This window comes from Variovorax sp. 10L421, from assembly GCF_056395365.1.
This window is the reverse complement of the sequence record NZ_JBFTJJ010000027.1, coordinates 1-23,126: the sequence shown is the minus strand read 5'-3', so window position 1 is coordinate 23,126 and position 23,126 is coordinate 1. Positions and strand designations below refer to the sequence as shown.

The following is a 23,126-nucleotide window of genomic DNA, read 5'->3' as shown; positions in this document are numbered from 1 at the left end:
AGGGAGAGCTCCATGGCCAGAGTCGTCAAAGCCCACACACCGCTCGCGGAGGACCAGTTGCTGTTCCGCTCGATGCACGGGACCGAGGGCCTCTCGCAGCTGTTCGAATTCGAGGTCGATCTGCTGAGCCCGACCGTGTCGCTCGACATGAAGTCGGTACTGGGCAAGCCGCTCACGCTCGAAATACTGACGGCAGGCCAGCCTCGTTTTCTGAATGGACAGATCGTCCGGTTCACGATGATCGGCAAGGAGGGCGGCGGTTCGCGCTATGTGGTGTACCGCGCCACCGTGCGACCCTGGCTCTGGTACCTGACGCGCACCAGCGACTGCAAGATATTCCAGAACAAATCGGTCGTCGACATCCTCGAGGAAGTTTTCGCCGACTACAACTTCGCGTTCGAGAAGAAGCTCAGCGGAACCTACCGCCAGTGGGAATACTGCGTGCAGTACCAGGAGACCGACTTCGCCTTCGTGAGCCGGCTGATGGAACATGAAGGCATCTACTACTACTTCAAGCACGAAAAGAATCAGCACACGCTGGTGCTGGCCGATGACATGGGCGCGCACGAGACCCTGCCGGCCTATCCGAAGATCAGCTACCTCGCGGCCGACCGCGACGCGGACCCGCTGCAGGAGGTGATCGACCAATGGCAGGTCACCGAGGAAATCCGCCCCGGCACCTACGTGGTGGACGACTACGACTTCAAGAAGTCGAGGGCCGATCTGCTGAGCATGCGCAGCCAGCCGCGCGGAAACGCACACGACACCTACGAGATCTACGAGTGGCTCGGGGGTTTCAGCGAGGCCGAGCAGGGCGAGCGCTACTCGCGCATCCGGCTCGAGGAGGCGCAATCGCAGGCCGAGCGCGACGTGGGCCACGCCAGCGTGCGCGGCATGGCGCCGGGCTACCGCTTCACCATGCAGAACTGTCCGCGGCAGGACGACAACCGGGAATACCTGATCGTGTCGGTGTCATATGCGCTGCGCGAAGGCGGCTACGACACCGGTGCGGCCGACAGCTCGTACAGCTTCGATTTCGCGGTGCAGCCGACCTCGTATGCGTTCCGCGCGCCGCGCGTGACGCCGATGCCCCGCACCAACGGACCGCAGACCGCCACCGTGGTGGGTAAGGCGGGGCAGGAGTATTGGGTCGACCAATACGGCCGCGTGAAGGTGCAGTTCCGCTGGGACCGCTACGGCAAGAGCGACGAGAACAGCTCCTGCTGGGTGCGCGTTTCCAGCGCCTGGGCCGGTTCGAACTACGGCGCGGTGAATCATCCGCGCAAGGGCCAGGAAGTGATCGTCGATTTCATCGGCGGGCACCCCGACCGGCCGATCATCATTGGCCGCGTCTACAACTCGGACCAGATGCCGCCGCTCGAGTTGCCTGCGAAGGTCACGGTGAGCGGCTTCGTGAGCCGCAGCCAGGACGGGACGCCGGCAAATGCCAACGAGTTCATCCTGGACGATGCGCCGGGCTCCGAGCTGGTGCGGATTCACGCCGAGAAGAATTTCGAGATCGATGTGGAGGCCGATGAAACCGATACGGTCGCAGGCAAGAGAACCACGACCATCGAAGGCGCGGACAACTACACCACCAACACCTCCCTGGACGAGACGATCAACGGGCCGCACACGCTGACGGTCAACAAGGGCGGGCCGCAGAAGATCACCGTCAACGGCGGCGACCAGTTCATCAAGGTGGATGGGGGCAACCAGCAGGTCGATGTCATCGGGAATCAGACCATCCATGTCACCGGCACGCGCACAGACACGGTCGACAAGGGCGAGACCAAGACCATCGGCGTGTCGTTGACGGAACAGATCAACGGCCCGCAGGGCACCACCGTCGACGGCAAGTACACGGAGAAGTCCAAGGGCAAGGACGTCACCGTGACCGGCCTCGAGACTTACCACGTCACATCGGACAGCAAACGCACCATTGGCGGCACGGAGCTGATCGACGTCACCGGCACGACGACGATCAACTCCAAGGGCAAGCTGACCATGCGCAGCACCGACGCCGATGTGGAGATCACCACCCCGACCGAGTTCAAGGTGAATGCCAACGTCATCAACCTGCATTCGGACCACAAGGACGTGAGCTACACGAACTCGCTGCACACACACGCAGGCAGCACGATCACGACGGAGGCCGAGATTTCGATCACCTCGAAGACGCCCTTCTCGTTTTCCATCGCCTACGCGAATTCCTTCACCTACGCCTCGCTGTCCGAAACCATCAATGCCGTCAGCACCAACATCGGGGGCGCCAGTTTCGACTTCAAGGTGTACAGGCTGTCGAACCGGGCACTCAACTTCGACAACGGTGCCAAGATCAAGGTCGGGGCGTTCAAGGTCATGCTCAAGGGCCTGTTCGTGTGCACATGACCGGCGCATCGCCGTCCCTGCGAATGAAGTGGCTGGGTGCGGTCCTGCTCGCGGTGGGCGCCGTTCCGATGGTGGTGCTCGCCGGCGGCCTGGGCCTGGGCCAGATGGGTGCGTGCATCGGCCTGATGCTGTTGGGGTCCTTCCTGCTGTGCGGTGGATGGGATCTCTTTCAGGTCTCGCGCCGCGAGGCGGCGAGCGAGACGCTCGACGGACGTGCGGACGGCGTGATCGTGGCGAGCGAGATGGGTGGAAGCTATAGCGATCTCAGCCCCCTGATCACGTTCACCGTGGCGTTCCGGGACGCGGCTGGCGTCCGGCACAGCGTGAGCTTGCAGAAGGTCATTCCACTTAACGAGCTGACCCTGTACGGCATCGGTTGCGCGGTCGAGGTCCGCTATGCGCCGGACCATCCGGCACAGAGCGCCTTGATCTTTCCGGCGACCACCTCCCGTTCGCCCTCTTCTTCCTCTTCCTGAGCGACCCTCGCCGTTGAAAATCGTCAAGCCGTTCCGTCTCAGCCTGCTGACCCGTCCGTACCGGTGGAAGGGCAGCAACCACCTGGGCATTGCCTCGATCGCCCTGGCGAGCCTGAACGCAGACCCGCAGTTGCAGCCGGAGCAGGAGCTCTGGCAGATGGTGAGCGAAGTGCTCGACCCCGGGAGCGTGCTGGACCTCAGCGTGCCCAAGGCCGAGGCCGAGGTGTTGGCCAGCGGCTTCGCCTACACCTGCCATCAGACCGAGAAGTCGCAGTGCGCAGTGCGCCTGCGCGTGGACACGCTCGAGAAAACGCTTCTGGTGTCCGGTGACCGCTACTGGCTCGACGGGCGATCGACGGCTCCCTTGCCCTTCGAGCAGATGCCTCTGGATTGGCGCCACACCTACGGCGGGCCCGGGTTCGCACAGAACCCGCTGGGCATCGGTGCGCAGGATGAGGTTGTCAACGGAGTGCACACGCGTCGGCTCCCCCACATCGAACAGGCTTCCCGTCGCCTCGCCGGCCGCGAGCAGCGTGGCACCCCGGCGGCGCTCTGTGCCTACCTGCCGGACTGGCCGCAGCGCATGGCGCACATGGGCCGCCAGTACGACAACGCGTGGCTGGAAAACGGCTACCCCGGTTTCGCCGACGACATGGACTGGCGCTTCTTCAACGCGGCGCCGGAGGATCAGCGCTGGCCCGGCCGCAGTTCGCTGCCGCCGGGCGCAGCGTACGAACTGTGGAACATGCATCCGCGGATTCCCGTCATGAAGGGGCACCTGCCCGACTGGAACGCGGTCTGCCACGTCAGCTTCTCGGACGACGCCGACATGCTGAGGGCGGTGCCGCTGCACCTGAGCACCGCATGGTTCTTCCCCGACCGCGAACGCGTGATCCTGATTTGGCACGGCTCGACGGTGGTGCGCGAGGACGATGCCGCCGACGTCAAGCACATCATGCCAGTGCTTGAACTGCGGGACGCGCCGCGGCCGCCGGCGCATTACCGCGAGGTTCTTCTCAAGCGGATCGATCCAGAAAAAGGCGCGGTGCATGTACTGCGCGACAGAGACCTCGTTCCCCAGTCGATCCTTGGTGACTGGCGGCAGATGCAGTTGTCCAACCCGATGGCCGAGCCGCTGCCGCGAAACATCCGCGCCGGCCTGCTGCGCGACCACGAGGCACGCCGTGCGGATCTGCTCGCGCGGGGACTCGACCCCGACCAGTACCTGACGGCCCCCTGGGAGCCCGAAGCGACTCCGGACTTCGACGACTTGCCCGAATACCTCGAGCGAGCGGAAGCCTCGGCCATGGAGGCGCGGGACCGGCTGCGGAAGGAGGGCGAGCGGATCGAGGCCGAGCGGGATTCCCTCCCAGTCGAAAGCGCTGCCGGATCGGCGGCGCGCGCACAGCCAGTGGTGCCCGATCCGCAGCAGCTCCAGCAGGAGATGGCAAAGGGCGACCGCTACGACCAGGCAAAACCGGGCACCGGGGATGCCGGGACCAATGGCGTCGAGGAGCCGGACGTCCCGACCGTGCCTGCCGATCCCCTGATGCGTCTCGGATACCTGCACTCCGCGCATCTCGGAGGATCGGCGCCCGCAATGCCAAGCTTCCGAAGCGCCAAGCTTCGCCGTCGGCTCTCGGTGGCCGAACCCGGGCAGCGCGCGTTCGCGCACATGAACCTGATCGGCGCCGATTTGTCCGGCATGGACCTTCGCGGAGCCGATTTCTCGCACGCCATGCTGGCGGATGCGGACCTGACGGGCGCGCAGCTCGACGACTGCAACTTTTCGCAGGCAGTTCTGGCGCGCGCCAACTTCACGGATGCGAGCCTTGCCCGAGCGTGGCTGGACGAGGCAAACATCGGCGGTGCGCGCTTCGATCGCACCAATCTCGAAGGCGCAAGCCTGCGGGAGGCGCATGCCGACGCAGCGCAGTTCGTTGGCTGCCGCATGGCGGGAGTCCGCATGGACCAGGTGCAGTTGCACGAGGCGTCGTTCGCGCGCTGCGACCTCCGCGGTTCGCGCTGGCACCAGGTGGCCCTGCTGCGAATGGCGCTCGAAGACCTGAATCTCGATCAGTCCGAGATGCTGCAGGTGGTCTGGATCGAATGCCAGCTGCGCCGCGTGTCATTTACCGGTGCAAAGCTGACGCGTTGCGGATTCGTGACGACAACGCTCGACAGCTCGGTGAACTTTTCCGATGCGACGCTGGACGCTTGCAGCGTGGCGCTGCGCAGCTCGCTGTCTGGCGTGCGGCTGAATGGCGCGAAGCTCAAGCAATGCGGCATGCGCGGCATGCCATTGGCTGCAGCGGACCTGAGCGCGGCGCACCTCGATGCCTGCGATTTTTCCGAATGCAACTTCAGCGACGCGAAGATGGATGGCCTGTCCGCCGGCGAGAGCCTGTTCGTACGCGCCGATTTCACCCGCGCCTCCCTGCGCGCGGCCATCCTGATCGATGCGAACCTGTCGAAAGCCGTGCTCACCCATTGCGATCTGCGCGGTGCGAATCTCTTCCGCGCCGATGTCTCGCAGGCCCTCGTCGACGGCACCACGCTGCTGGATGGCGCCTACACCCGGCACGCCAAGGTATGGCCTGCGCGCCCTGCGGACGCACCAGCACCATGACGCGCGACGAACTTCTCGACCATGTGCGGCACGGCGTCCAAGTGCGGAGCGTCGAATGCCGAGGCTGGGACCTTCGCGGCCTCGATCTGTCGGGCGCCCTCTGGGACAACGTCGATTTCACGGGCGCCAACTTCCAGGGCGCGCACCTGGCAGGCAGCGTGATCTCGCATTGCCGGATGGGTGAATGCGACTTCTCCGGCGGCATCGCAGGCAAGGCGCAGTTCTACCGGTGCCGACTGGAGCGCGCCGATTTCTCGCAGGCCACGCTCGAAGAGGCATCGTTCGTCGAATCGCACGTTCAGCAGGCCGATCTGTCCGGCGCCAATCTGGACCGTGCGACCTTCTTCCGCTCGGACCTCACGCAAACCCGGCTCGCCATGCTGCGAATGGACCGGGCCACCGTGGCCGAGTCGAAGCTCGCGCAGACCGATTTCACCGGTGCCGTGCTGAGCTTCGTGACCATGTACAAGCTCGACCTCTCGACGGCGATCTTCGCTGGCATGCAGGCCGACAGCGTGATATTCCTGGAGTGCGACCTGACGCGCCAGGTCTTTGCGGGCCTGACGCTGCAGCGGTGTCAATTCACCGACAGCAGGATGGACGGGGCGGACTTCCGCAACGCCACGTTGACGCAGAGCAATTTCAAGGGCGCGTCGCTGCTCAACGCGGACTTCTCCGGTGCCGCCGCAGCACAGACGATCTTTGCCGAAGCCGATCTGGGCGAGGCGAACTGCAGGGGCGGCCGCTTCGAGCAGTCGATCTGGGTCGACGCGAAGCTGCAGGGCACGGCGTTTGACGATGCCTTTCTGCCGCTGAGCGTGTTCCATCGCGCGCGTGCGAACGGGGCGGTCTTCCGCCGCGCCGAACTGCAAGACGCCGACTTTTCATACGCAGATCTCAGTGGTGCCGACATGAGCGGAGCGCACTTTTTTCGTACGCGCTTTCATCGAGCCATCCAGCAAGGGGCCCGGATTTCCGCACGCGGTGGCATCATTGAAAACGACCCCGAGCTGCACAAGGCGCAGGCCTGGTCCGACTCCCCGTGAACGGCAAAGCCATGCGCCATCGATCAACGCCAAGAAGGGAATCATCATGAATGTCGTTCCGCTCCGCTCGACTCCAGCCGAATCGACGCCGGTCCATTTCATCGGACGGCTGACAGCCTTCATGCCCGACGGGCAGCTGGGGGTCGAAGACGACGAAGGCGTCGTGTGGATGTGCCGGCGGGCAGCGAGCTGCCTGCTCAAACCAGAGCAGGGCGACACGGTGCTGTTGTCCGGGCCGGACCGCTACCGGGTCTACCTGATCGCGGTGATCGAACAGGCAGACCCCGCGACGAGCCGCATCGACGCCCCCGGCGACATCACGCTCGGTGGGGCTGTGGGAATGGTGTCGATCGAGAGCGCGGGCAATCTCAGCCTGCGAAGCGGAGCGACGCTGGAAATGAAAGGCGCGCAATGGACCCTGCAGGCCGACGAGGGCGATTGCCGCGTGGACCAGTTGCATGTCACAGCGCAGTCGGTCGATGCGACGGTGGGTCGGACGCGGCTCGTCGGCAAGGTGCTCGAGACCGTCGCCGAACGCATCGTGCAGATGGCGCGCAACGCCCTGCGCATGGTGGAGGAAGTCGACCAGTCCCGCGTCGGTCATCTGGACTGCAAGGCCACGCAGACGGTGCGCATCCACGGCCAGCACACGATGGTGACCGGCAAGGAACTGGTGAAGGTCGACGCCTCGCAGATCCACATGGGCTGACAAGGAGCTTCAACGATGTTTGCCAACTGCCAATTGATGGGGGTGGACCTCGCCTTCCCGGACGTTTGCCGCACGCCRGTGCCCATTCCGTTCCCGAACATGGCCCTCGGGCCGATGGCCGTACCGAACGCCTGGAACATCCTCTTCATGGCGATGCCGGCACACAACATGGCTACGACCACGCCAATCACCCTGGGCGATCAGCCCGGGGCGCTGGGCGGCGTTGTGTCGCAGACCTTCATGCAGCAATCGCGTCACCTTACCGGCGCGTTCACGGTACTGCTCAAGGGCACGCCGGCCACCCGCGTGACCAGCATCACGATGCAGAACCGCTGCAACATGGTCGGCATGCGCATCGTGCCGAGCCAGTTCAAGGTGCTGATGCTGGCGCCCTGAGAAAGCGCGCCGCTTCCCGCGATCGTCAGACGGGCCTGGCCGTCCCCGCCAGCGTCACCTGCTGCGGAAACCCCACCCACACCGCCAGCGCCGAGTAGTTGTCGCGCGACTCGTCGGCCTTGGCCTCGGCCGCGCGGCGCAGCAGCGCGAGCCACTCTTCAGCGCTGTCGGCCAGCTGCAATGAACGCTCCATCACCTGCTGCGAAATGAGCTGCCACAAGCCGTCGGTGCACAGCAAAAACGCATCGCCATCGGCCAGGCGCTGCGGCGTCGACACGGTGGTTTCCACCGCGGCCCTGGCGCCGAGCGCGCGGTACAGCAGGTTGGTCTTGACCAGGCGTTCTCCGCCATTGGTACCGTTGCCCAGTGCCGCTTCGCCCGAGCGCTCCGACAGGCTGTGGTCTTCGGTGCGCTGCATCAGCGCGCCGCGGCGGAACCAGTAGAGACGGCTGTCGCCCACGTGAGCCCAGCAGGCCTGGCCGCTGGTGCGGTCGACGAACAGCGAGACGATGGTCGCGCTCATCCTGCTCTGGTCGGCGAGTTCCCGCTGTTTGGCAAGGATGGCGTCGTTGGCGGCCTTCACGGCGTGCTGGATGTCCTCTTGCTCCACCGACGGGTTGCGCACGAAGGTGTTGAGCGCGGTGTCGACCGCAATGCGTGCGGCCAGTTCGCCGCCCGCGTTGCCGCCGACGCCGTCGCTGACGACGAAGCAGGCGTTGTATTCGTCGAGGTGGTAGCCGATGGCGTCCTGGTTGCCGCTGCGCTCGCCGACACAGGAGAACTGCGAGGTCGATATCGGCACCGCGAAAGCGCGGGTGAGTTCAAGCACGGCGCGCCTCCTTCAATCTTTCCATTTCCTTGTCGTAGGCCTGCTGGAAGGCCCGGCCGAAGACGGCCTGGAAGTCGTCCTCGACGGCCGCGGTGGTCTCGGTGTGCAGCTGCTGCAGTTCGCGCCACAGGCGCGCCTCGCGGCCACCGGGCAGCAGCTTCTCGCCCAGGCCTCCGTCGTGCGGCGTGGCGCTGTTCAGTGCCGCGGGATCGAAGCGCTTCAACAGCGTGAGCAGCGCGGCGCGCATGCCGGCAACCATGCCGAGCTGGTGCGACTGCAGGTCGCCGAGCGCATCGTGCACGGCCGCTTCGGGCGGCAGGAAGCCGGGCATGCGCGCGCCGAACATCTGCATCAGCACGGCGCGGCCGTTGGGCAGGATCTTGAACGGGTTGTTCTCCTCGTCCACGATCATCGTGATCTCGGCGCGCACCTCGCGCTTGAGCATGGCGCGCGAGGACAGCAGGTCGATGGTGCCGTCGGTGAAGGCCCGCATGATGCGGCCCAGCCGCTGCATGGCCTCGATGTCGAGCGGCTGCTGGCCGGCGACCTCGGGCACGCCGGCGCCTTCGAGGAAAGCCTTGAAGAGGGCTTCCGATGTGGACGACGGCAGTGCAGCAGGTGCAGGCGCTGCGGGCCGCGTAGCGGTGACGGGCGCAAGCGCCGGCTCGACGGTCACGGGGGCGGCCACGACAGGCGGCGCTGCGGGCGGGCTTTCTTGCACCACGGGCGCCGGTGCGGGAGGCGGCGGCGGAGGAGGTGCTTCCACCCTCGCCGGTTCGACGGCGGGCGCAGGCGCAGGGGCGGGCACTGGCGATGCCACCGGATTCGGCGGACGAAACTGCGCCGCCACTTCGCGCGCATGGTTCGACTGGCTGTACCCCTGCACGGCAGGCCTGTTGTTCTGCAGCAGGTCGAGCGCGGGGTGCGTGTCGCCCGGCAGCAGCGGATCGGTGTGCGCCAGCGCGGTGGGGCGCGGGTCGGTCAGCGGCGAGTGCGCGCTTTCGTCGGCCGCGAAGAAAGAGAGCGGATCGACGCCGCGCTTGAGCGCCATGTCCGACATGTCGTTGGCCGCGTCCGGGTTCAGTTCCGCGAGCGGATCGACCGGGTTGCGGCGCGCCTGCGACGGCAGCTCGAAGGGTTCGTGCGCCATCGGGTCGGGCATCGGCGCGGGCGTGCTGTCGATGCGGCGCGGCGCGTTGGCGAGGATGGCGTCCCAGTCCGCGGCGGAAGGAATCTGCGCCGGGGCAAGGCTCGGGCCTGTCTTTGGCGGGGGTGGCGGTGACGGCGGTGCCGATGGCTGCAGGGGCGCCGCGAAGGATTCGCTGGGCGCCGGCGCCGCCACGGGTGCTGGAGCCGGAGGGGGGGCCTGCCGCGGCGGCGTTGGCATCGCCACCGTGGGCTGCGTATCGCCGATGGGCAGCGCGCCTTCGCCGAACAGATCGGCGAACACGTCGGATGCGCCGGAGGACGGCAGCAGCGCATCGATGGGGCCCGCCGACACGGGCGCGGCCATCATCGGTGCTGCCATCGAAAGCGGCTGCAACGGCTGCACTGGAGAAGCCGGCGGCTGTACCGGTGCTGCCGCCGTCACGGGCGGCGCAACTGGCGGCGCACGCAGCGGGCTCGCGGCCTCCAGCACATAGCTGCCGATCGCCACGCGGTCGCCATCGGCCACGCGCGCTTCCTGCTCATGCGCAAGCGAGCGCCCGTTCACGCTGATCGGCAGCACGGCACTCATGTTGCGCAGCACCGCAACGCCGTCGTCGTCGAAGCGCACTGTGGCCTGCAGGCGTGAGATCTGGCGCTGTTCATCGGGCAGCACGAGGTGGTTGTCGGGGCTGCGTCCGATCGTTCCGCCGGGTGCCGCGAGCAATGCCGAGGGCCCCGCGGCCACCGGCCTGCCCGCATGTTCGATCACTGTCCAGAGCATGGCTTCTCCGTGTTCGTCTTCCCGCGCTTCGGCAACAGCGGCGGCTGCAGGGCCGCGGTGTTCTTCATCAGCGCTTCATTCGCTTGGCGGCCTCGAACGCAGGCCCCCACACCGGATGCTTGCGCTCCGCCACGTTGAGCTCGAAGCTCGGGAACGCATCGAGGATCTTGCGGAACTGCGTGCGGCATTCGGGCACCTGGTTTGCCACACAGTAGCTGAAGGCTTCGAGCTTCATCGCATCGAGCCGCGTAGCGGGCTCGGCGGCGTCGAACACCGACACGCCGCCGCTCTTGAGCGTGTTGACGGCCTTGGCATAGTCGCCGTCGTCATAAGCCTGCTGCGCGCGTTCGAGCGTGGTGCGTGCCACCTGCTGGCTCAGCCGTTCGGGTTGCGGTGCGGGATCGGGCGGTGGTGTGGTCGTGCAACCCGCGATCACCAAAAGAGCGAGCGCCAGAGCAGGCAGACATGACTTCAATCTTCTCTCCTACCTTGCAAAAGGCAATCCTTGAGTAGTGTGCCGCTGTGTTGCGACATGCACGCGACGCGCCATCGTAAGGGCGCACGACTTCGATAATATAGGCCGCGAACCCCCGGGGAGAATTCAATGCATCGACGAAGCTTGCTACAAGGCGCACTTGCAACCACACCGTTGTTTGCGGGCCTCATCAGTGGATGCGCATCGACGGCCAAGTCCATGCCCACGCCCTATGCCATCACCGTGAAGATCGACGATGGCGTCAACCCCGACGGACGCGGCCAGGCCGCGCCGATCCTCGTCAAAGTCTTCGAACTGAAATCTTCCGGCAACTTCGAGACGGCAGACTACTTTGCACTACAGGACCGTGACCGCGAGACGCTCATGACCGAGCTCGTGAACGCCGACCAGGCCATCATGCGCAGCGGCGAAGAGCGCGTGTTCAAGCGCGAGGCGGGACTCGACTCGCGCGCCATCGGCATCATCGCGGGCTACCGCAAGCTGGAAGCCGCGCGCTGGCGCATCGTGCTGCCATTGAAGGAACCGAAGCAGACCAACCTGTACAAGGTGTGGCAGTTCTCGCCGAGCGAGCAGGCCGTGCATGTCGCCATCCGCAAGACGGGCATCGAGTTGCTACCAAGTCGTTAATTTCTTCTCAAAAATTTGATTCACTAGTACGAAAGTGCGAAAAATTAGCTAGCGAATTGCGGTGCAAAACGTAAGACGCGCCGTGTAGCATCAAGAGCAAAACAAGTGGACCGGGAGGCCGCTCCTCAGCGCATCTTCCGCTTCGACGTGAGCACTCCCCAGGAGGTCTTTTGGTGACAGTTCGCAATCCGGGCGCCGCAAAGAACGGCGCCCTTCCGCAGGCGTTGGCGAATCGCGTGGTGTGGTCCGAAGGGATGTACCTTCGGCCGCAGCATTTCCAGCAAATGGAACGCTATGTCGAGCAGTACGTGACCCGGCGTACCGCAGGCCTGCAAGGCGCCTATTGGGGTTGGCTGCATCTCGAGATCGACCGCGACGCGTACGCACTGGGCCGCGTGTCGCTGCTCGGCGGTGCGGGCGTGATGCCGGATGGCACGCCGTTTTCGTTCGGCGCCGAAGACGCGCCCCTGCCTTACGAAGTACCGAACGACCTCACCGACGAACTCATCGTGCTCGCGCTGCCGCTGCGCAGGCCGGGCAGCGAGGAGGTCATCTTCTCGGAAGATGAAGGCTCGGCCGCGCGCTTCGGGGTGATCGAGCGCGAGGTGAACGACGGCAATGCCGTTGCGCTCGGTCCTGCCGTGCTGCAGCTCGCTTCGCCGCGCCTGCGCCTGGCGCGCGCTTCTTCGCTCACCGCGGAGTGGCAGGCCATCGGTGCGGTGCGCGTGATCGAGCGGCGCACCGACCACAAGCTGGTGGTCGATGCCAACTACATTCCGCCGGTGCTCGATGCCTCGGCGCACGGGATGCTGCGCAGCATGATCGCGGAGCTGCACGGGCTGCTCACGCAGCGCTCCGAGGCACTGGCCTCGCGGCTGTCGCAGCCGGGGCGCGGCGGCGTGAGCGAGGTCTCCGACTTCCTGCTGCTCGAACTGGTCAATCGCTACCTTGCACTCACGTGGCACGCGCAGCAGGCGGTGCAGGTGCATCCCGAGGAGCTGTTCGTCGACTGGCTCAAGCTCGCTTGCCACCTGGCCACGCACACCTCGCCCACGCGCCGTCCGGTGCTGTGGCCGGTGTACGACCACGACAACCTCAACGATTGCATCCGCCCCTTGCTGGAAGAGCTGCGGCGTTCGCTGTCGGCGGTGCTCGAGCAGAGCGCGATCGCCATCGAACTCGAAGAGCGCAGCCACGGCGTGCGCGTGGGCCGCATGCCCGATCCGGTGCTGGTGCGCAACGCGGGCTTCGTGCTCGCGGTGCATGCCGACCTGCCGGCCGATGCCATCCAGCAGCGCTTCCCCACGCAGGTGAAGATCGGCTCGGTCGAGCGCATCCGCGACCTCGTGCAACTGCAGCTGCCGGGCGTGGTGGTACGGCCGCTGCCGGTGGCGCCGCGGCAGATTCCGTACAACGCGGGCTACCACTATTTCGAACTCGACAAGAGCGGCGACATGTGGCGACAGCTCGAAAAGTCCGGCGGCGTGGCGATGCACCTGGCCGGTGACTTTCCCGGCCTGGCCATGGAGTTCTGGGCCATCCGTCCGTGAGGGAGTCTATGAACGGTGTCAACGACATGGCCGTCGGCCCGGGCGGCTTCGTGCCGCCGAACCCCGGCGGCGGCAACGCCAGCGGCGATGCAGGCGGCATGCCGTCCGCCTCGCGTGCCGGCGGTATCGGTGGCCTCGGCGCCCAGCCGGAGTCCTTCACCGCGTGGCACGACTCGCGGCGCCCGCATGCGGGCGACACGGCGCTCGCGGGCAACAACCCGCTCGTGGCCGCGGCCAATCCGCTGCTCGACCTGATCCCGCAGATCCGTGCCACCGGCCACCATGCCGCGCCCTCGCAGCTGCGCGAACACCTCGTCGATGAGGTGCGCCGCTTCGAGACGCGCGCGCAGCAGGCGGGCATTTCTCCCGAAGTGATCATCGGCGCGCGCTACTGCCTGTGCACGGCGGTCGACGAGGCCGCCGCGCTCACGCCGTGGGGCGGCAGCATCTGGTCGTCGCAGAGCCTGCTCGTGATGTTCCACAACGAGACCTGGGGCGGCGAGAAGTTCTTCCAGCTGCTGTCGCGCCTGGTGCAGAACCCGCAGCAGCACCTGCACCTGATCGAGCTCATCTACTTCTGCCTGGCGATGGGCTTCGAGGGGCGCTTTCGCGTCATCGACAACGGCCGCACGCAGCTCGAGACGCTCAAGCAGCGGCTGCTGCAGATCATCCGGCAGACGCGCGGCGAAATCGCCGTGCCGCTGTCGCCGCACTGGCAGGACGCGAGTGCGCCCGTGCGGCGCGCGCGCAACTGGCTGCCGGTGTGGGCGGTGGGCGCGGTGGCAGCGGTGCTGCTGGTGCTCGTGTTCGCGCTGCTTACCTTCAACCTGGCGGGCCATTCCGACGGCGCCTTCGCGGCCGTCAACGCAGTGCGCCTGCCGCAGACGGAGCGTGCCGTCGTCTTGCCGGCGCCGACGCCGCGGCTGCAGCGCTTTCTCGAGCCCGAGATCCGCGACGGCCTGCTGACCGTGCGCGACGAGGCCGATCGCAGCGTGGTGGTGCTGCGCGGCGACGGCCTGTTCGCCTCGGGCTCCGACCGCGTGCTCGACCGCTATGTGCCGGTGCTCGCGCGCGTGGCCGATGCGCTCAATGCCGTGGAAGGCAACGTGCTGGTCAGCGGCTTCAGCGACGACCAGCCGATCCGCAGCGTGCGCTTTCCCTCCAACTGGCAGCTCTCGCAGGCCCGCGCCGACGCGGTGCAGAAGATGATCGCCACCCGCCTCGCGCGGCCCCAGCGCCTGCGCGCCGAAGGCCGCGGCGATGCCGACCCGATCGTGCCCAATGATTCCGCTGCCAACCGCGCGCGCAACCGGCGCGTCGAGGTGACGCTGCTGGTGGCGCCCGTTGCCGGTGTGCCAGCAACCTCCGCGCCGCTTGTGGCGCCCACTCCCGCTCCGCAGCCCGGAGGCTCTCGCTGATGCTGCGCGCCATCTTCCGTTTTCTCATCAGCCGCGACCTGTGGGTCTTCCTGGGCCTGGTCGCACTCGCCTTCCTGATCTGGATCATCGGCCCGGCCATCGCGGTGGGCCGCTATCGTCCGCTCGAGGACGAGATCGTGCGCATCGCGGTTATCGTGCTGATGTTCGCGATCTGGCTCGTGCGCGTCATCTACCGCAAGTGGCGCGAACGCCGCCTCAATGCGCAGCTGCTCAACCAGCTGCGCACGCCTTCCAAGAAGGAGAAGGAGGCCAAACCCGAGGACGCGCCCGAGATCAAGGAGCTGCAGAGCGGCTTCACCGACGCCACGGCCATCCTGAAGAACATGCGCTTCGGCCAGGATGCCGACGGCAAGCCTGCGAGCCGCTTCTCGCTGTTCGACCGGCAGTACCTGTACCAGCTGCCCTGGTACATCTTCATCGGCGCGCCGGGCTCGGGCAAGACCACCGCGCTGGTCAATTCCGACCTCGACTTTCCGCTGGCCGACCAGCTCGGCAAGGCGGCCGTGCGCGGCATCGGCGGCACGCGCAACTGCGACTGGTGGTTCACCAACGAGGCGGTGCTGATCGACACCGCGGGCCGCTACACCACGCACGAGAGCAACCGCGAGACCGACGAGGGCGAGTGGAAGGGCTTCATCGAGCTGCTCAAGAAGTTCCGCCCGCGCCAGCCGATCAACGGCGCGATCCTCACCATCAGCATCGCCGACCTTCCGCTGGCCGACGACGCGCAGCGCGCGCGCCACGCCATGGCGCTGCGCAAGCGGCTGCTGGAGCTGCGCAATGACCTGGGCATCGACTTCCCGGTGTACGTGCTGGTCACCAAGACCGACCTGCTGGCCGGCTTCAACGAATACTTCGGCTCGCTGGGCCGCGCCGAGCGGCAGCAGGTGTGGGGCTTTACCTTCCCCATCCAGGGCAACCCGGCGAACGCGAAGGCCGTCAAGGGCAAGGGCGCGGCCCCGGTGAGCGGTGACCTGCGCGAGCGCTTCCACCAGGAATACAAGCTGCTGCACCAGCGCCTGGACGAACGCCTGCCCGAACTGCTGGCGGCCGAGTCCGACCCGATGCGCCGCGCGCAGGCCTACCTGCTGCCGCAGCAGTTCGCGAGCTTCGAGGACATCCTCGGCACATTCCTGGCGGACGTGTTCAACCCGTCGAAGTTCGAGGCCGCGTCGATGCTGCGCGGCGTGTACTTCACCAGCGGCACGCAGGAGGGCACGGCCTTCGACCGCGTGATGGGCGCCATCAAGCGCTACCTGCAGGTCAACGCGCCGCCGGCGCCGCCGCCGGGCCCGGGCAAGAGCTACTTCCTGAAGGAGCTGCTGCAGCAGGTGATCTTCCGCGACGCGGGCGTGGCCGGCACCAACCTGAGCTGGTACCGGCGCAAGCGGGCCATCGACATCGCGGGCTACTGCGCCATCGGCGTGCTGCTGGTACTGTTCCTGGGGGCCTGCGTGAACAGCTGGCGCAACAACAAGGACTACGTGGCCGAGGTCGACACCAACGCCAAGGCCTTCAACAAGGCGGCCGCGCGCGGCGAGCTGCCGACGGTGGTCGACTCGAGCGGCGACATCGCGAGCTCGCTGCTCGTCCTCGACAAGCTGCGCGATCTGCCGAAGTCCAGCCACTTCGACATCGGCGATCCGCCCACGTCCTACCGCTTCGGCCTCTACCAGGGCGAGAAGCTGCAGGCCGCGACCGACGGCGTGTACCAGCGCGCGCTGGAGACAGTGCTGCTGCCGCAGGCCGCGCAGCGCGTGGAGCAGTCGCTGCGCGAGGCCGCGAAGATCGACGCCGAGTACAGCTATGAAGCGCTCAAGGCGTACCTCATGCTGTACGACCCCGAGCGCTACGACGCCGACTTCCTGCAGGCCTGGCTGCTCACCGACGTGGACCGCAAGATCGGCGCCTCGCTCACGCGCGAGCAGCGCGCCAACCTCGAATCGCACCTGAAAGCGCTGTTCTCGGGACGCGTGGTGACCTCGCCCTTCGCCAAGGACGACAGGCTCATCACGCAGACCCGCGAGCGCCTGGCCGGCGTGCCGCTGGCGCAGCGCTCTTATGCGCGGCTGCGCCGCATCCTGCTGCAGACCAGCCCGCCCAATGCCTTCACCATCGCCGAGGCGGGCGGGGCCGAGTCGGCACTGGTCATCCGCCGTGCCAGCGGCAAGCCGCTGACCGATGGCATTCCCACGCTGTTCACCTACCGCGGCTACTGGGACATCTTCGACAAGCGCATCGCCGAGACCACGCTGTCGCTCGAGCAGGAAGACCGCTGGGTGCTGCAGATCCGCGCGCCCGGCATCACCGACATCACCTCGCGCGAGCTGCTGCTGCGCGAAGTGCGGCGGCTCTACCTCACCGACTACATCAAGGTGTGGGACGACTACCTCGTCGACATCCGCCTGGCCGACAGCCGCTCGCTGCTGCAGAGCATCCAGATGACGCGCGTGCTCTCCACAGCCGAGTCGCCGATGTCGCGGCTGATCCGCGGCGCCGCACGAGAGACCGACCTGCTGCGCAACCACGACGAGGCCGCGCGCAGCCTGCTCGACCAGGCGCAGAACCGCGTGCAGAGCACGCGCGAGCGCATCGAGCAGCTCATCGGCCAGCCCGACGGCAGCCAGCGCCGCAATACGCGCGTGGACCGGCCCGAATCGCTGGTGGACAACCACTTCGAGCCGCTGCGCCGCATGGTGACCGCGCCCAAGCAGGGCGGCCAGGCGCCCATCGACGCGACGGCCGCGCTCATCAACGAGCTCTACAACTTCCTCACTGCCACCGACACCGCGCTGCGCAGCGGCAACATCCCGCCGACCAGCGATTCGGTCACCAAGGTGCAGGCCGAGGCCGGGCGCCTGCCGGTGCCGTTCCAGGGGATGCTGAATGATCTGTCGGCCACGGCGTCGTCGAAGGCGGCGGCGGTGACGCGGCAGAACATCGGACAGAGCGCGGCGGCGAGCATCGGCTCGTTCTGCAACCAGGCGATCGCGGGGCGCTATCCGTTCACGCGTGGGTCGAACCGCGACGTGGCCTCGGGCGACTTCGCGCAGCTGTTCGCGCCGGGCGGGATGATGGACGACTTCTTCCAGAAGAACCTCGTCACGCAGGTCGACACCTCGGTCAACCCGTGGACCTTCAAGCGCGGCGTGGACGGCAGCGCCACCGGCCGTTCGGCCTACCTCGATTCGTTCCAGAAGGCGCAGGCCATCCGCGACGTGTTCTTCTCGGGCATGGCGGGCGGGCGCACGCCCTCGTTCACCATCGATATCCGGCCCGAGGACATGGATGCGTCGCTCACGCAGTTCACGCTCGACATCGACGGGCAGACGGTGCGCTACGCGCATGGCCCGCAGGCGCCGAGCACCGTCAAGTGGCCCGGCCCGCGCAACAGCAACCAGGTGCGCCTCCAGGTCACCACCGCCAACGGCACGCCGGCCGGTGGCATCGTGACCGAAGGGCCGTGGGCGCTGCACCGGCTGTTCGACAAGGCCTCGATCTCCGCGGGCAGCTCGCCCGAATCGTTCAATGCGAGCTTCGACCTGCAGGGCAAGAAGGTGGTGCTCGCGGTGACGGCGAACAGCGTCTACAACCCGCTGCGGTTGTCGCAGATGAACAGCTTCTCGTGCCCGGGGAAATCCTAGGATGAACAACACCTTGTGCGCGGCGTCTGCTCTCTCTCCCTCCCCCTCTGGGGGAGGGCAGGGGTGGGGGCACGCGGCGTTTCCATGGGGCGCCCTGCCTGCCCCCATCCCAGCCTTTCCCCAGAGGGGGAAGGAGCAAGGCAGGTGGCCGGCATGAACAGCGGCATTCCTCCGCACGCCTGGGTGCCCGTCGACGAACAGATCGGCTGGTACGGCAAGCTGCCCGCTGCCGGCGACTTTCTCTACCGCCGCATGCCGCGCGAGCTGCAGGCCTGGTGGGACCGCTGGATGCAGAACGGCCTGGGCAGCTTCAAGCGCTGGCCCGATGCGATGACGCAGCACTACGCGGTGGCTCCGGTGTGGAACTTCGCCATTCCCGCCACGCAGGGCGTCGACGCCGTGCAGTTCGGCTGCATCGCGCCGAGCTGCGACCGCGTGGGCCGCTACTACCCCGTCTGCATCACGCTGCAGGTGGCCGCGCGCAACTATCGCCCGTCGGTGCTCGAAGGCTCGGCCGAGTGGTATTGGCAGTGCGGCAGCGCGCTGCTGCAGGCCATCCGCCACGGCGTGGCGCCCGACCAGTTCGACAGCCAGGTGCTGGCCGCGGGCCGCGCCGGCTTCCAGACCGCCAGCGGCGGTTCGGACGACATCCTCTCGATCCTCGGGCCGACGGCAGGCGGCGCGGGTGCGCAGCAGCGCCTGGGCTGGCCCGAGCTTCCACTGTGTTTCGACCCCTTCGGCAGCACCAGCTACTGGTGGACCAACCAGGCCGATGGATCGCCGCTGCGCACCGCCGCCCACGGCGGCGGCCTCAACACACCATTGTTTTCCAAGTTGTTTTCGCAGGGACACGTGCCATGGGCATGAAGCACCAGATGAGCCATGAGAGCCACCGCCCCGCAGGAGAAGAAGCATGACCACGACGCACGGCACCGCAAGCCCGCCGGCCGACACGCAGGAGGAACGGCCGCATCCACTGGGCGTGAACCACCGGCTTGACGAATTCGAGCTGCTGGAGGTGATCGGCGAAGGCGGCTTCGGCATCGTCTACCGGGCCTACGACCACTCGCTGCAGCGCGAAGTAGCGATCAAGGAATACATGCCTTCGATGCTCGCGCGCCGCGTGGGCGACAACAGCGTGCACGTGCGTTCCGAGCGGGTCACGGCCACCTTCCAGGCGGGCCTGCGCAGCTTCATCAACGAGGCGCGCACGCTCGCGCAGTTCAGCCACCCGGCGCTGGTGCGGGTGCATCGCTTCTGGGAGGCCAACTCCACCGCCTACATGGCGATCCAGCTCTACAAGGGCCGCACGCTGCGTCGCCTGGCCGAGGACGAGCCGGGCAAGATCACCGAGCCCTGGCTGGTCGGCATGCTCGGGCCGCTGCTGGGCGCCCTCGAGACGCTGCACCGCAGCCAGTGCTTCCATCGCGACATCGCGCCCGACAACATCTTCATCCAGCAGGACGACCTGCCGGTGCTGCTCGACTTCGGCGCGGCGCGCAAGTCCATTGCCGACCTCGTCGACGAGGTGGCGGTGATGGTGAAGTCGGGCTACTCGCCCATCGAGCAGTACGCCGACGACAACACCCTGCTGCAGGGCGCGTGGACCGACCTGTATGCCCTGGGCGCCGTGCTGTACCGTGCGGTCACCGGCCATCCGCCGCCTTCGGCCGTGGTGCGCAGCGTGCAGGATGCCTACGTGCCGCTGTCCTCGATGGACCGCGCCGACCTGAGCCCGGCCTTCTGCGCCGCGGTCGACCACACGCTGGCCGTGCACAGCAAGGACCGCACGCAGACCGTGGCCGCCTTCGCGGCCGAACTGGGGCTGGTGAAGCTCGGCGACATCTACGTGAGTGGCATGGGCGCGCCGACGGTGATCGTTCCCGCATCGCCCGTGCCGGCAACGCCGCCGCCTCCGCCGCTGGAGCCGCAGCAGTTCTCCCCGGTGTCGGCACCGGCACCGCTGGAACCGGTGCCGGTGCCGACGGCAGCGCCCGAGCTGCCGAAGGCGCCTGCGCCACAGGACAGTCGCAGCAAGGCGCCTGGCCGCAAGGCCGCGGCGCCCGCGCAGAAGAAGAAACCCGCATTCCCGCGGTGGGGCCTGGTGGGCGGGCTCGTGATCGCGCTCGTGGCCGTGGGCAGCTGGATCGGCCTGCGCCTGACCTCGGGCATGCAGCCGCAGGACGCCAAGACCGCGATGGTGCCGGCGCCGCCGCCACCCGCCGCGCCGATGTCGAGCAACACCGCGCCGCCGGTGGCGATGCCGCCGCCCGCCACCGATGGCGTGCCGCCAACCGTGGCCGGCGCACCCACCGCACCGCCGCCCGCCACGCCGGCCAGCGCGCCTGCTGCTGCGGCGGGTCCGCTGGCGCCGCTGGAGACCGTGCCGGTCGTCCCGCCGGCCGCGCCGCCCGAATCCGCGCTGGCCATCGCCGAGGCCGAAGACTGGAATCTCGCGCAGACCGAGAACACGCGCGAAGGCTACGAGGCCTACCTGCGCCGCTACCGCCGCGGTGTGCATGCGCGCGAGGCGCGCAACGCCCTCGCCGAGATCAACCGGCTCTCGCCGCCGTCCGTGCCCCTCGTGCCGGGCACGCAGCCGCCGGGCACCACGACGACCGTGGCGGGTGCGACACCCGGCACGACGGGCGCTGCCGCCACCCCTGCACCCGCACCCGCGGCGGCGCCAGGCCTGGGACGCGTGCTGTTCAACGTCCGCCCGTGGGGGCAGGTGTTCGTCGACGGCGCGGACCGCGGCGTGAGCCCGCCGCTCAAGTCGCTGTCGCTGCGCCCGGGCATCTACAACATCGAAGTGCGCAATGGCGACCTCGAGGTCTACCGGCAGCGGGTGACGGTGCAGGACAGCAAGTCGGCGCCCGTGGTGGCGCACGAATTCAAATAGCAGTACGCCGGCGCTGGCGGCGGGGCCGCATTCATGTGCGGCTGTGCAGCGCCCTGCGGTACTGCACCGCCTCCGCAAGATGCTCGACCTGCACGGCCTCCGACGAGCCCAGGTCCGCAATCGTCCGCGCCACCTTCAGCGCGCGGTGCGTGCTGCGCGCCGACCATCCGAGCTTGGACGCCGCGTTGAACATGAACCGGCGGGCCGCGTCGTCGAGCCCGGCGTGCCGGTCGATCGCCGCGCCCTGCAGCGACTGGTTCGCGTACCCCTGCCGCTGCATCGCGCGCTCGCGCGCCCCGATCACCCGGCCGCGGATGCTTTCCGTCGATTCCCCTGCCGGCGCGTCGAGCAGCAGCTGCGCCGACACCGCCGGTACCTCGATGTGCAGGTCGATGCGGTCCAGCAGCGGGCCGCTGAGCTTGCCCTGGTAGCGCGAGACCTGGTCGGGCGTGCAGCGGCAGGCCTTCGATGCGGAGCCCAGGTAGCCGCAAGGGCAGGGGTTCATCGCGGCGATCAATTGAAAGCGCGCCGGGAATTCGGCGCTGCGCGCGGCCCGTGAGATGGTGATCGTGCCGGTCTCCAGCGGCTCGCGCAGCGCCTCCAGTGCGGAGCGTGCGAATTCGGGGAATTCATCGAGGAAGAGAACGCCGTGGTGCGCTCTCGAAATCTCGCCGGGCCTTGGCGGAGAGCCGCCGCCCACCAGCGCCACCGCACTGGATGTGTGATGGGGCGAAGACGTAGGTCGTGTCATCCAGCGCTGCGTCGCGAAGCGCCCGCCCAGGCTGGCCACGGCGGCGCTCTCCAAGGCCTCGTCGATGCTCATCGCGGGCAGCAGCCCGGCGAAGCGCTGGGCGAGCATGGACTTGCCCGAGCCGGGTTCGCCCATCATCAGCAGGCTGTGGCCGCCGGCCGCCGCGATCTCCAGTGCGCGCTTGGCGCTCGCGTGTCCCTTGACGTCGGCCAGGTCGGCATAGTGCGGCACGCCTGCGCCGGGTGTCGCACGGACCCGCGCCCAGCCGTCGGCCGGCGGGTCGGGCCACTGGGAGGCGGCCTCGCTGTCGGCGACGAACTGGCGCACCACGTCCAGCAGGTGCCGGGCGCCATAGACCTCGCCGTCGGGCACCAGCGCGGCCTCCTGCGCACTGTCCAGGGGCAGCACCAGCCGCGTGGCCACGCCGCGCGTGTGCAGGGCCAGCGCCATCGCCAGGGCGCCGCGCACGGGCCGCAGCTCGCCCGACAGGGACAGCTCTCCCGCGAACTCGTGCCCGGCCAACCGGGCGTTGTCGATCTGCCCGCTGGCCGCGAGGATGCCCAGCGCGATCGGCAGATCGAAGCGCCCCGAATCCTTCGGCAGGTCGGCCGGCGCGAGGTTGACGACGATCTTCTTGTTGTTGGGGTACTCCAGCCCCGCGTTCTGGATGGCCGAGCGCACCCGCTCGCGCGCCTCCTTGACCTCGGTTTCCGCCAGTCCGACCAGCGTGAAGCTCGGCAAGCCGTTCGCCAAATGCACCTCGACAGTGACACTGGCCGCCTCCAGCCCCAGCAAAGCGCGGCTTTGCACCAAAGACAGTCCCATTCTTCTCCCCCTCCCCAGTATGGTGCGTGATTCTTCCCGGACCCGCGGTGGTGCAACGCACCGGATAACTGCAACCACCCCGCAACAGACGTTGTAACGATTTGGCTCTCAGTCGAGGCGGTGTCCGGTGGCGCGAGGACCGGTATTCGTGCACTTTGGCACGCTCCCTGCTTTGAGCCTCCAGGTTCACAACACACTTGCGAGGAGTTTCCCGATGACGCACCGTACCGCCGTCCAGGCGCTGATCGTTCTGGCCACTGCATTGACCGCGTCGGGCGCAGCCCTTGCGCAGGCCACCACGGACGCCGCGGCACCTGCGGCAGCGCCCGCCCCGAACCTCACGGGCAACGTGTCCATCACCACGAACTACAAGTTCCGTGGCCAGGACCAGGACATGATCGGCAAGAACGACTACGCCAAGACCAAGGGCTTCAAGCCCGCCATCCAGGGCGGCCTGGACTACGCCTTCGGCGACAGCGGCTTCTA

At 67.6% G+C, this 23,126-nt stretch carries 17 protein-coding genes; 13 read left to right on the top strand and 4 right to left on the bottom strand.

The genetic code is table 11. The annotated features are described in order from the left end of the window. The first annotated feature begins 12 nt into the window (after window positions 1-12). Genes AC1DFC_RS25135 through AC1DFC_RS25110 form a run of 6 tightly spaced genes read left to right on the top strand, consistent with a single transcriptional unit; the run spans window position 13 to window position 7,647 of the window. Complete coding sequence (locus AC1DFC_RS25135; protein WP_413333085.1) at window positions 13-2,391, top strand: type VI secretion system Vgr family protein; 2,379 nt, start codon at window positions 13-15, stop codon at window positions 2,389-2,391. After that, window positions 2,388-2,867: a DUF3592 domain-containing protein gene (locus AC1DFC_RS25130; RefSeq protein ID WP_413314907.1), complete on the top strand. Its 480-nt coding sequence runs from the start codon at window positions 2,388-2,390 to the stop codon at window positions 2,865-2,867. The genes AC1DFC_RS25135 and AC1DFC_RS25130 overlap by 4 nt, the downstream gene beginning before the upstream one ends. 13 nt (window positions 2,868-2,880) lie before the next feature. Beyond that, window positions 2,881-5,496, top strand: a complete 2,616-nt coding sequence (locus tag AC1DFC_RS25125) for a DUF2169 family type VI secretion system accessory protein (RefSeq protein WP_478180207.1) — start codon at window positions 2,881-2,883, stop codon at window positions 5,494-5,496. Further along, window positions 5,493-6,542, top strand: coding sequence for a pentapeptide repeat-containing protein (locus AC1DFC_RS25120; RefSeq protein WP_413314909.1), 1,050 nt, complete (start codon window positions 5,493-5,495; stop codon window positions 6,540-6,542). Before AC1DFC_RS25125 ends, AC1DFC_RS25120 begins: the two co-directional genes overlap by 4 nt. 46 nt (window positions 6,543-6,588) lie before the next feature. Beyond that, on the top strand, window positions 6,589-7,251 hold the full coding sequence (locus AC1DFC_RS25115; protein ID WP_413314910.1) for a DUF3540 domain-containing protein: 663 nt from the start codon (window positions 6,589-6,591) through the stop codon (window positions 7,249-7,251). A 15-nt stretch (window positions 7,252-7,266) separates the two neighbouring features. Beyond that, window positions 7,267-7,647, top strand: coding sequence for a DUF4150 domain-containing protein (locus AC1DFC_RS25110; protein ID WP_478180206.1), 381 nt, complete (start codon window positions 7,267-7,269; stop codon window positions 7,645-7,647). Between the two features lie 25 nt (window positions 7,648-7,672). On the opposite strand, the gene AC1DFC_RS25105 is transcribed toward AC1DFC_RS25110, so the two are convergent. From AC1DFC_RS25105 to AC1DFC_RS25095, 3 genes are all read right to left on the bottom strand, one after another. Next, the gene (locus AC1DFC_RS25105) at window positions 7,673-8,476 is read right to left on the bottom strand and encodes a PP2C family protein-serine/threonine phosphatase (RefSeq protein WP_413333077.1); all 804 of its coding nucleotides are present in this window, start codon (window positions 8,474-8,476) and stop codon (window positions 7,673-7,675) included. Continuing rightward, window positions 8,469-10,406 carry a type VI secretion system-associated FHA domain protein TagH gene (tagH, locus tag AC1DFC_RS25100; protein ID WP_478180205.1) on the bottom strand — a complete coding sequence of 646 codons (1,938 nt, stop codon included), beginning with the start codon at window positions 10,404-10,406 and terminating at the stop codon, window positions 8,469-8,471. Before tagH ends, AC1DFC_RS25105 begins: the two co-directional genes overlap by 8 nt. Before the next feature lie 67 nt (window positions 10,407-10,473). After that, window positions 10,474-10,881 (bottom strand): TssQ family T6SS-associated lipoprotein, encoded by a 408-nt coding sequence (locus AC1DFC_RS25095; RefSeq protein ID WP_007831825.1) that lies wholly within the window; start codon window positions 10,879-10,881, stop codon window positions 10,474-10,476. Between the two features lie 129 nt (window positions 10,882-11,010). Here AC1DFC_RS25095 and tssJ point away from each other — a divergent pair, with 129 nt between their 5' ends. The 6 genes from tssJ to AC1DFC_RS25065 all read left to right on the top strand — a co-directional run bounded on the left by tssJ (window position 11,011) and on the right by AC1DFC_RS25065 (window position 21,064). Beyond that, a complete protein-coding gene (tssJ, locus tag AC1DFC_RS25090) occupies window positions 11,011-11,529 on the top strand; it encodes a type VI secretion system lipoprotein TssJ (protein WP_042673165.1) in 519 nt (172 codons plus the stop codon). Window positions 11,530-11,783: 254 nt separating this feature from the next. Then, window positions 11,784-13,079: a type VI secretion system baseplate subunit TssK gene (gene tssK / locus AC1DFC_RS25085; RefSeq protein WP_237726069.1), complete on the top strand. Its 1,296-nt coding sequence runs from the start codon at window positions 11,784-11,786 to the stop codon at window positions 13,077-13,079. An 8-nt stretch (window positions 13,080-13,087) separates the two neighbouring features. After that, the gene (locus AC1DFC_RS25080) at window positions 13,088-14,497 is read left to right on the top strand and encodes a DotU family type VI secretion system protein (protein ID WP_413314915.1); all 1,410 of its coding nucleotides are present in this window, start codon (window positions 13,088-13,090) and stop codon (window positions 14,495-14,497) included. Next, the gene (tssM, locus tag AC1DFC_RS25075) at window positions 14,497-18,162 is read left to right on the top strand and encodes a type VI secretion system membrane subunit TssM (RefSeq protein ID WP_478180204.1); all 3,666 of its coding nucleotides are present in this window, start codon (window positions 14,497-14,499) and stop codon (window positions 18,160-18,162) included. The genes AC1DFC_RS25080 and tssM overlap by 1 nt, the downstream gene beginning before the upstream one ends. Before the next feature lie 153 nt (window positions 18,163-18,315). Continuing rightward, window positions 18,316-19,029 carry a type VI secretion system-associated protein TagF gene (gene tagF, locus AC1DFC_RS25070; protein ID WP_478180222.1) on the top strand — a complete coding sequence of 238 codons (714 nt, stop codon included), beginning with the start codon at window positions 18,316-18,318 and terminating at the stop codon, window positions 19,027-19,029. 46 nt (window positions 19,030-19,075) lie between these two features. After that, window positions 19,076-21,064 (top strand): serine/threonine protein kinase, encoded by a 1,989-nt coding sequence (locus AC1DFC_RS25065; RefSeq protein WP_478180203.1) that lies wholly within the window; start codon window positions 19,076-19,078, stop codon window positions 21,062-21,064. 31 nt (window positions 21,065-21,095) lie between these two features. Here the strand turns inward: AC1DFC_RS25065 and AC1DFC_RS25060 are convergent, their stop codons facing one another. Next, window positions 21,096-22,640, bottom strand: a complete 1,545-nt coding sequence (locus AC1DFC_RS25060; RefSeq protein ID WP_413314919.1) for a YifB family Mg chelatase-like AAA ATPase — start codon at window positions 22,638-22,640, stop codon at window positions 21,096-21,098. A 214-nt stretch (window positions 22,641-22,854) separates the two neighbouring features. On the opposite strand from AC1DFC_RS25060, the gene AC1DFC_RS25055 reads away from it, so the two are divergent. Next, the coding region (locus AC1DFC_RS25055) for a TorF family putative porin (RefSeq protein ID WP_478180202.1) at window positions 22,855-23,126 on the top strand (272 nt) is incomplete at its 3' end.

Excerpts from the sequence above, each read along its gene's own strand:
- AC1DFC_RS25135 (WP_413333085.1), top strand. The coding sequence starts at position 13 with ATGGCCAGAGTCGTCAAAGCCCACACACCGCTCGCGGAGGACCAGTTG.
- AC1DFC_RS25130 (WP_413314907.1), top strand. The coding sequence starts at position 2,388 with ATGACCGGCGCATCGCCGTCCCTGCGAATGAAGTGGCTGGGTGCGGTC.
- AC1DFC_RS25120 (WP_413314909.1), top strand. The coding sequence starts at position 5,493 with ATGACGCGCGACGAACTTCTCGACCATGTGCGGCACGGCGTCCAAGTG.
- AC1DFC_RS25115 (WP_413314910.1), top strand. The coding sequence starts at position 6,589 with ATGAATGTCGTTCCGCTCCGCTCGACTCCAGCCGAATCGACGCCGGTC.
- tagH (WP_478180205.1), bottom strand. The coding sequence starts at position 10,406 with ATGCTCTGGACAGTGATCGAACATGCGGGCAGGCCGGTGGCCGCGGGG.
- tssJ (WP_042673165.1), top strand. The coding sequence starts at position 11,011 with ATGCATCGACGAAGCTTGCTACAAGGCGCACTTGCAACCACACCGTTG.
- tssK (WP_237726069.1), top strand. The coding sequence starts at position 11,784 with ATGTACCTTCGGCCGCAGCATTTCCAGCAAATGGAACGCTATGTCGAG.
- AC1DFC_RS25080 (WP_413314915.1), top strand. The coding sequence starts at position 13,088 with ATGAACGGTGTCAACGACATGGCCGTCGGCCCGGGCGGCTTCGTGCCG.
- tssM (WP_478180204.1), top strand. The coding sequence starts at position 14,497 with ATGCTGCGCGCCATCTTCCGTTTTCTCATCAGCCGCGACCTGTGGGTC.
- tagF (WP_478180222.1), top strand. The coding sequence starts at position 18,316 with ATGAACAGCGGCATTCCTCCGCACGCCTGGGTGCCCGTCGACGAACAG.
- AC1DFC_RS25065 (WP_478180203.1), top strand. The coding sequence starts at position 19,076 with ATGACCACGACGCACGGCACCGCAAGCCCGCCGGCCGACACGCAGGAG.
- AC1DFC_RS25060 (WP_413314919.1), bottom strand. The coding sequence starts at position 22,640 with ATGGGACTGTCTTTGGTGCAAAGCCGCGCTTTGCTGGGGCTGGAGGCG.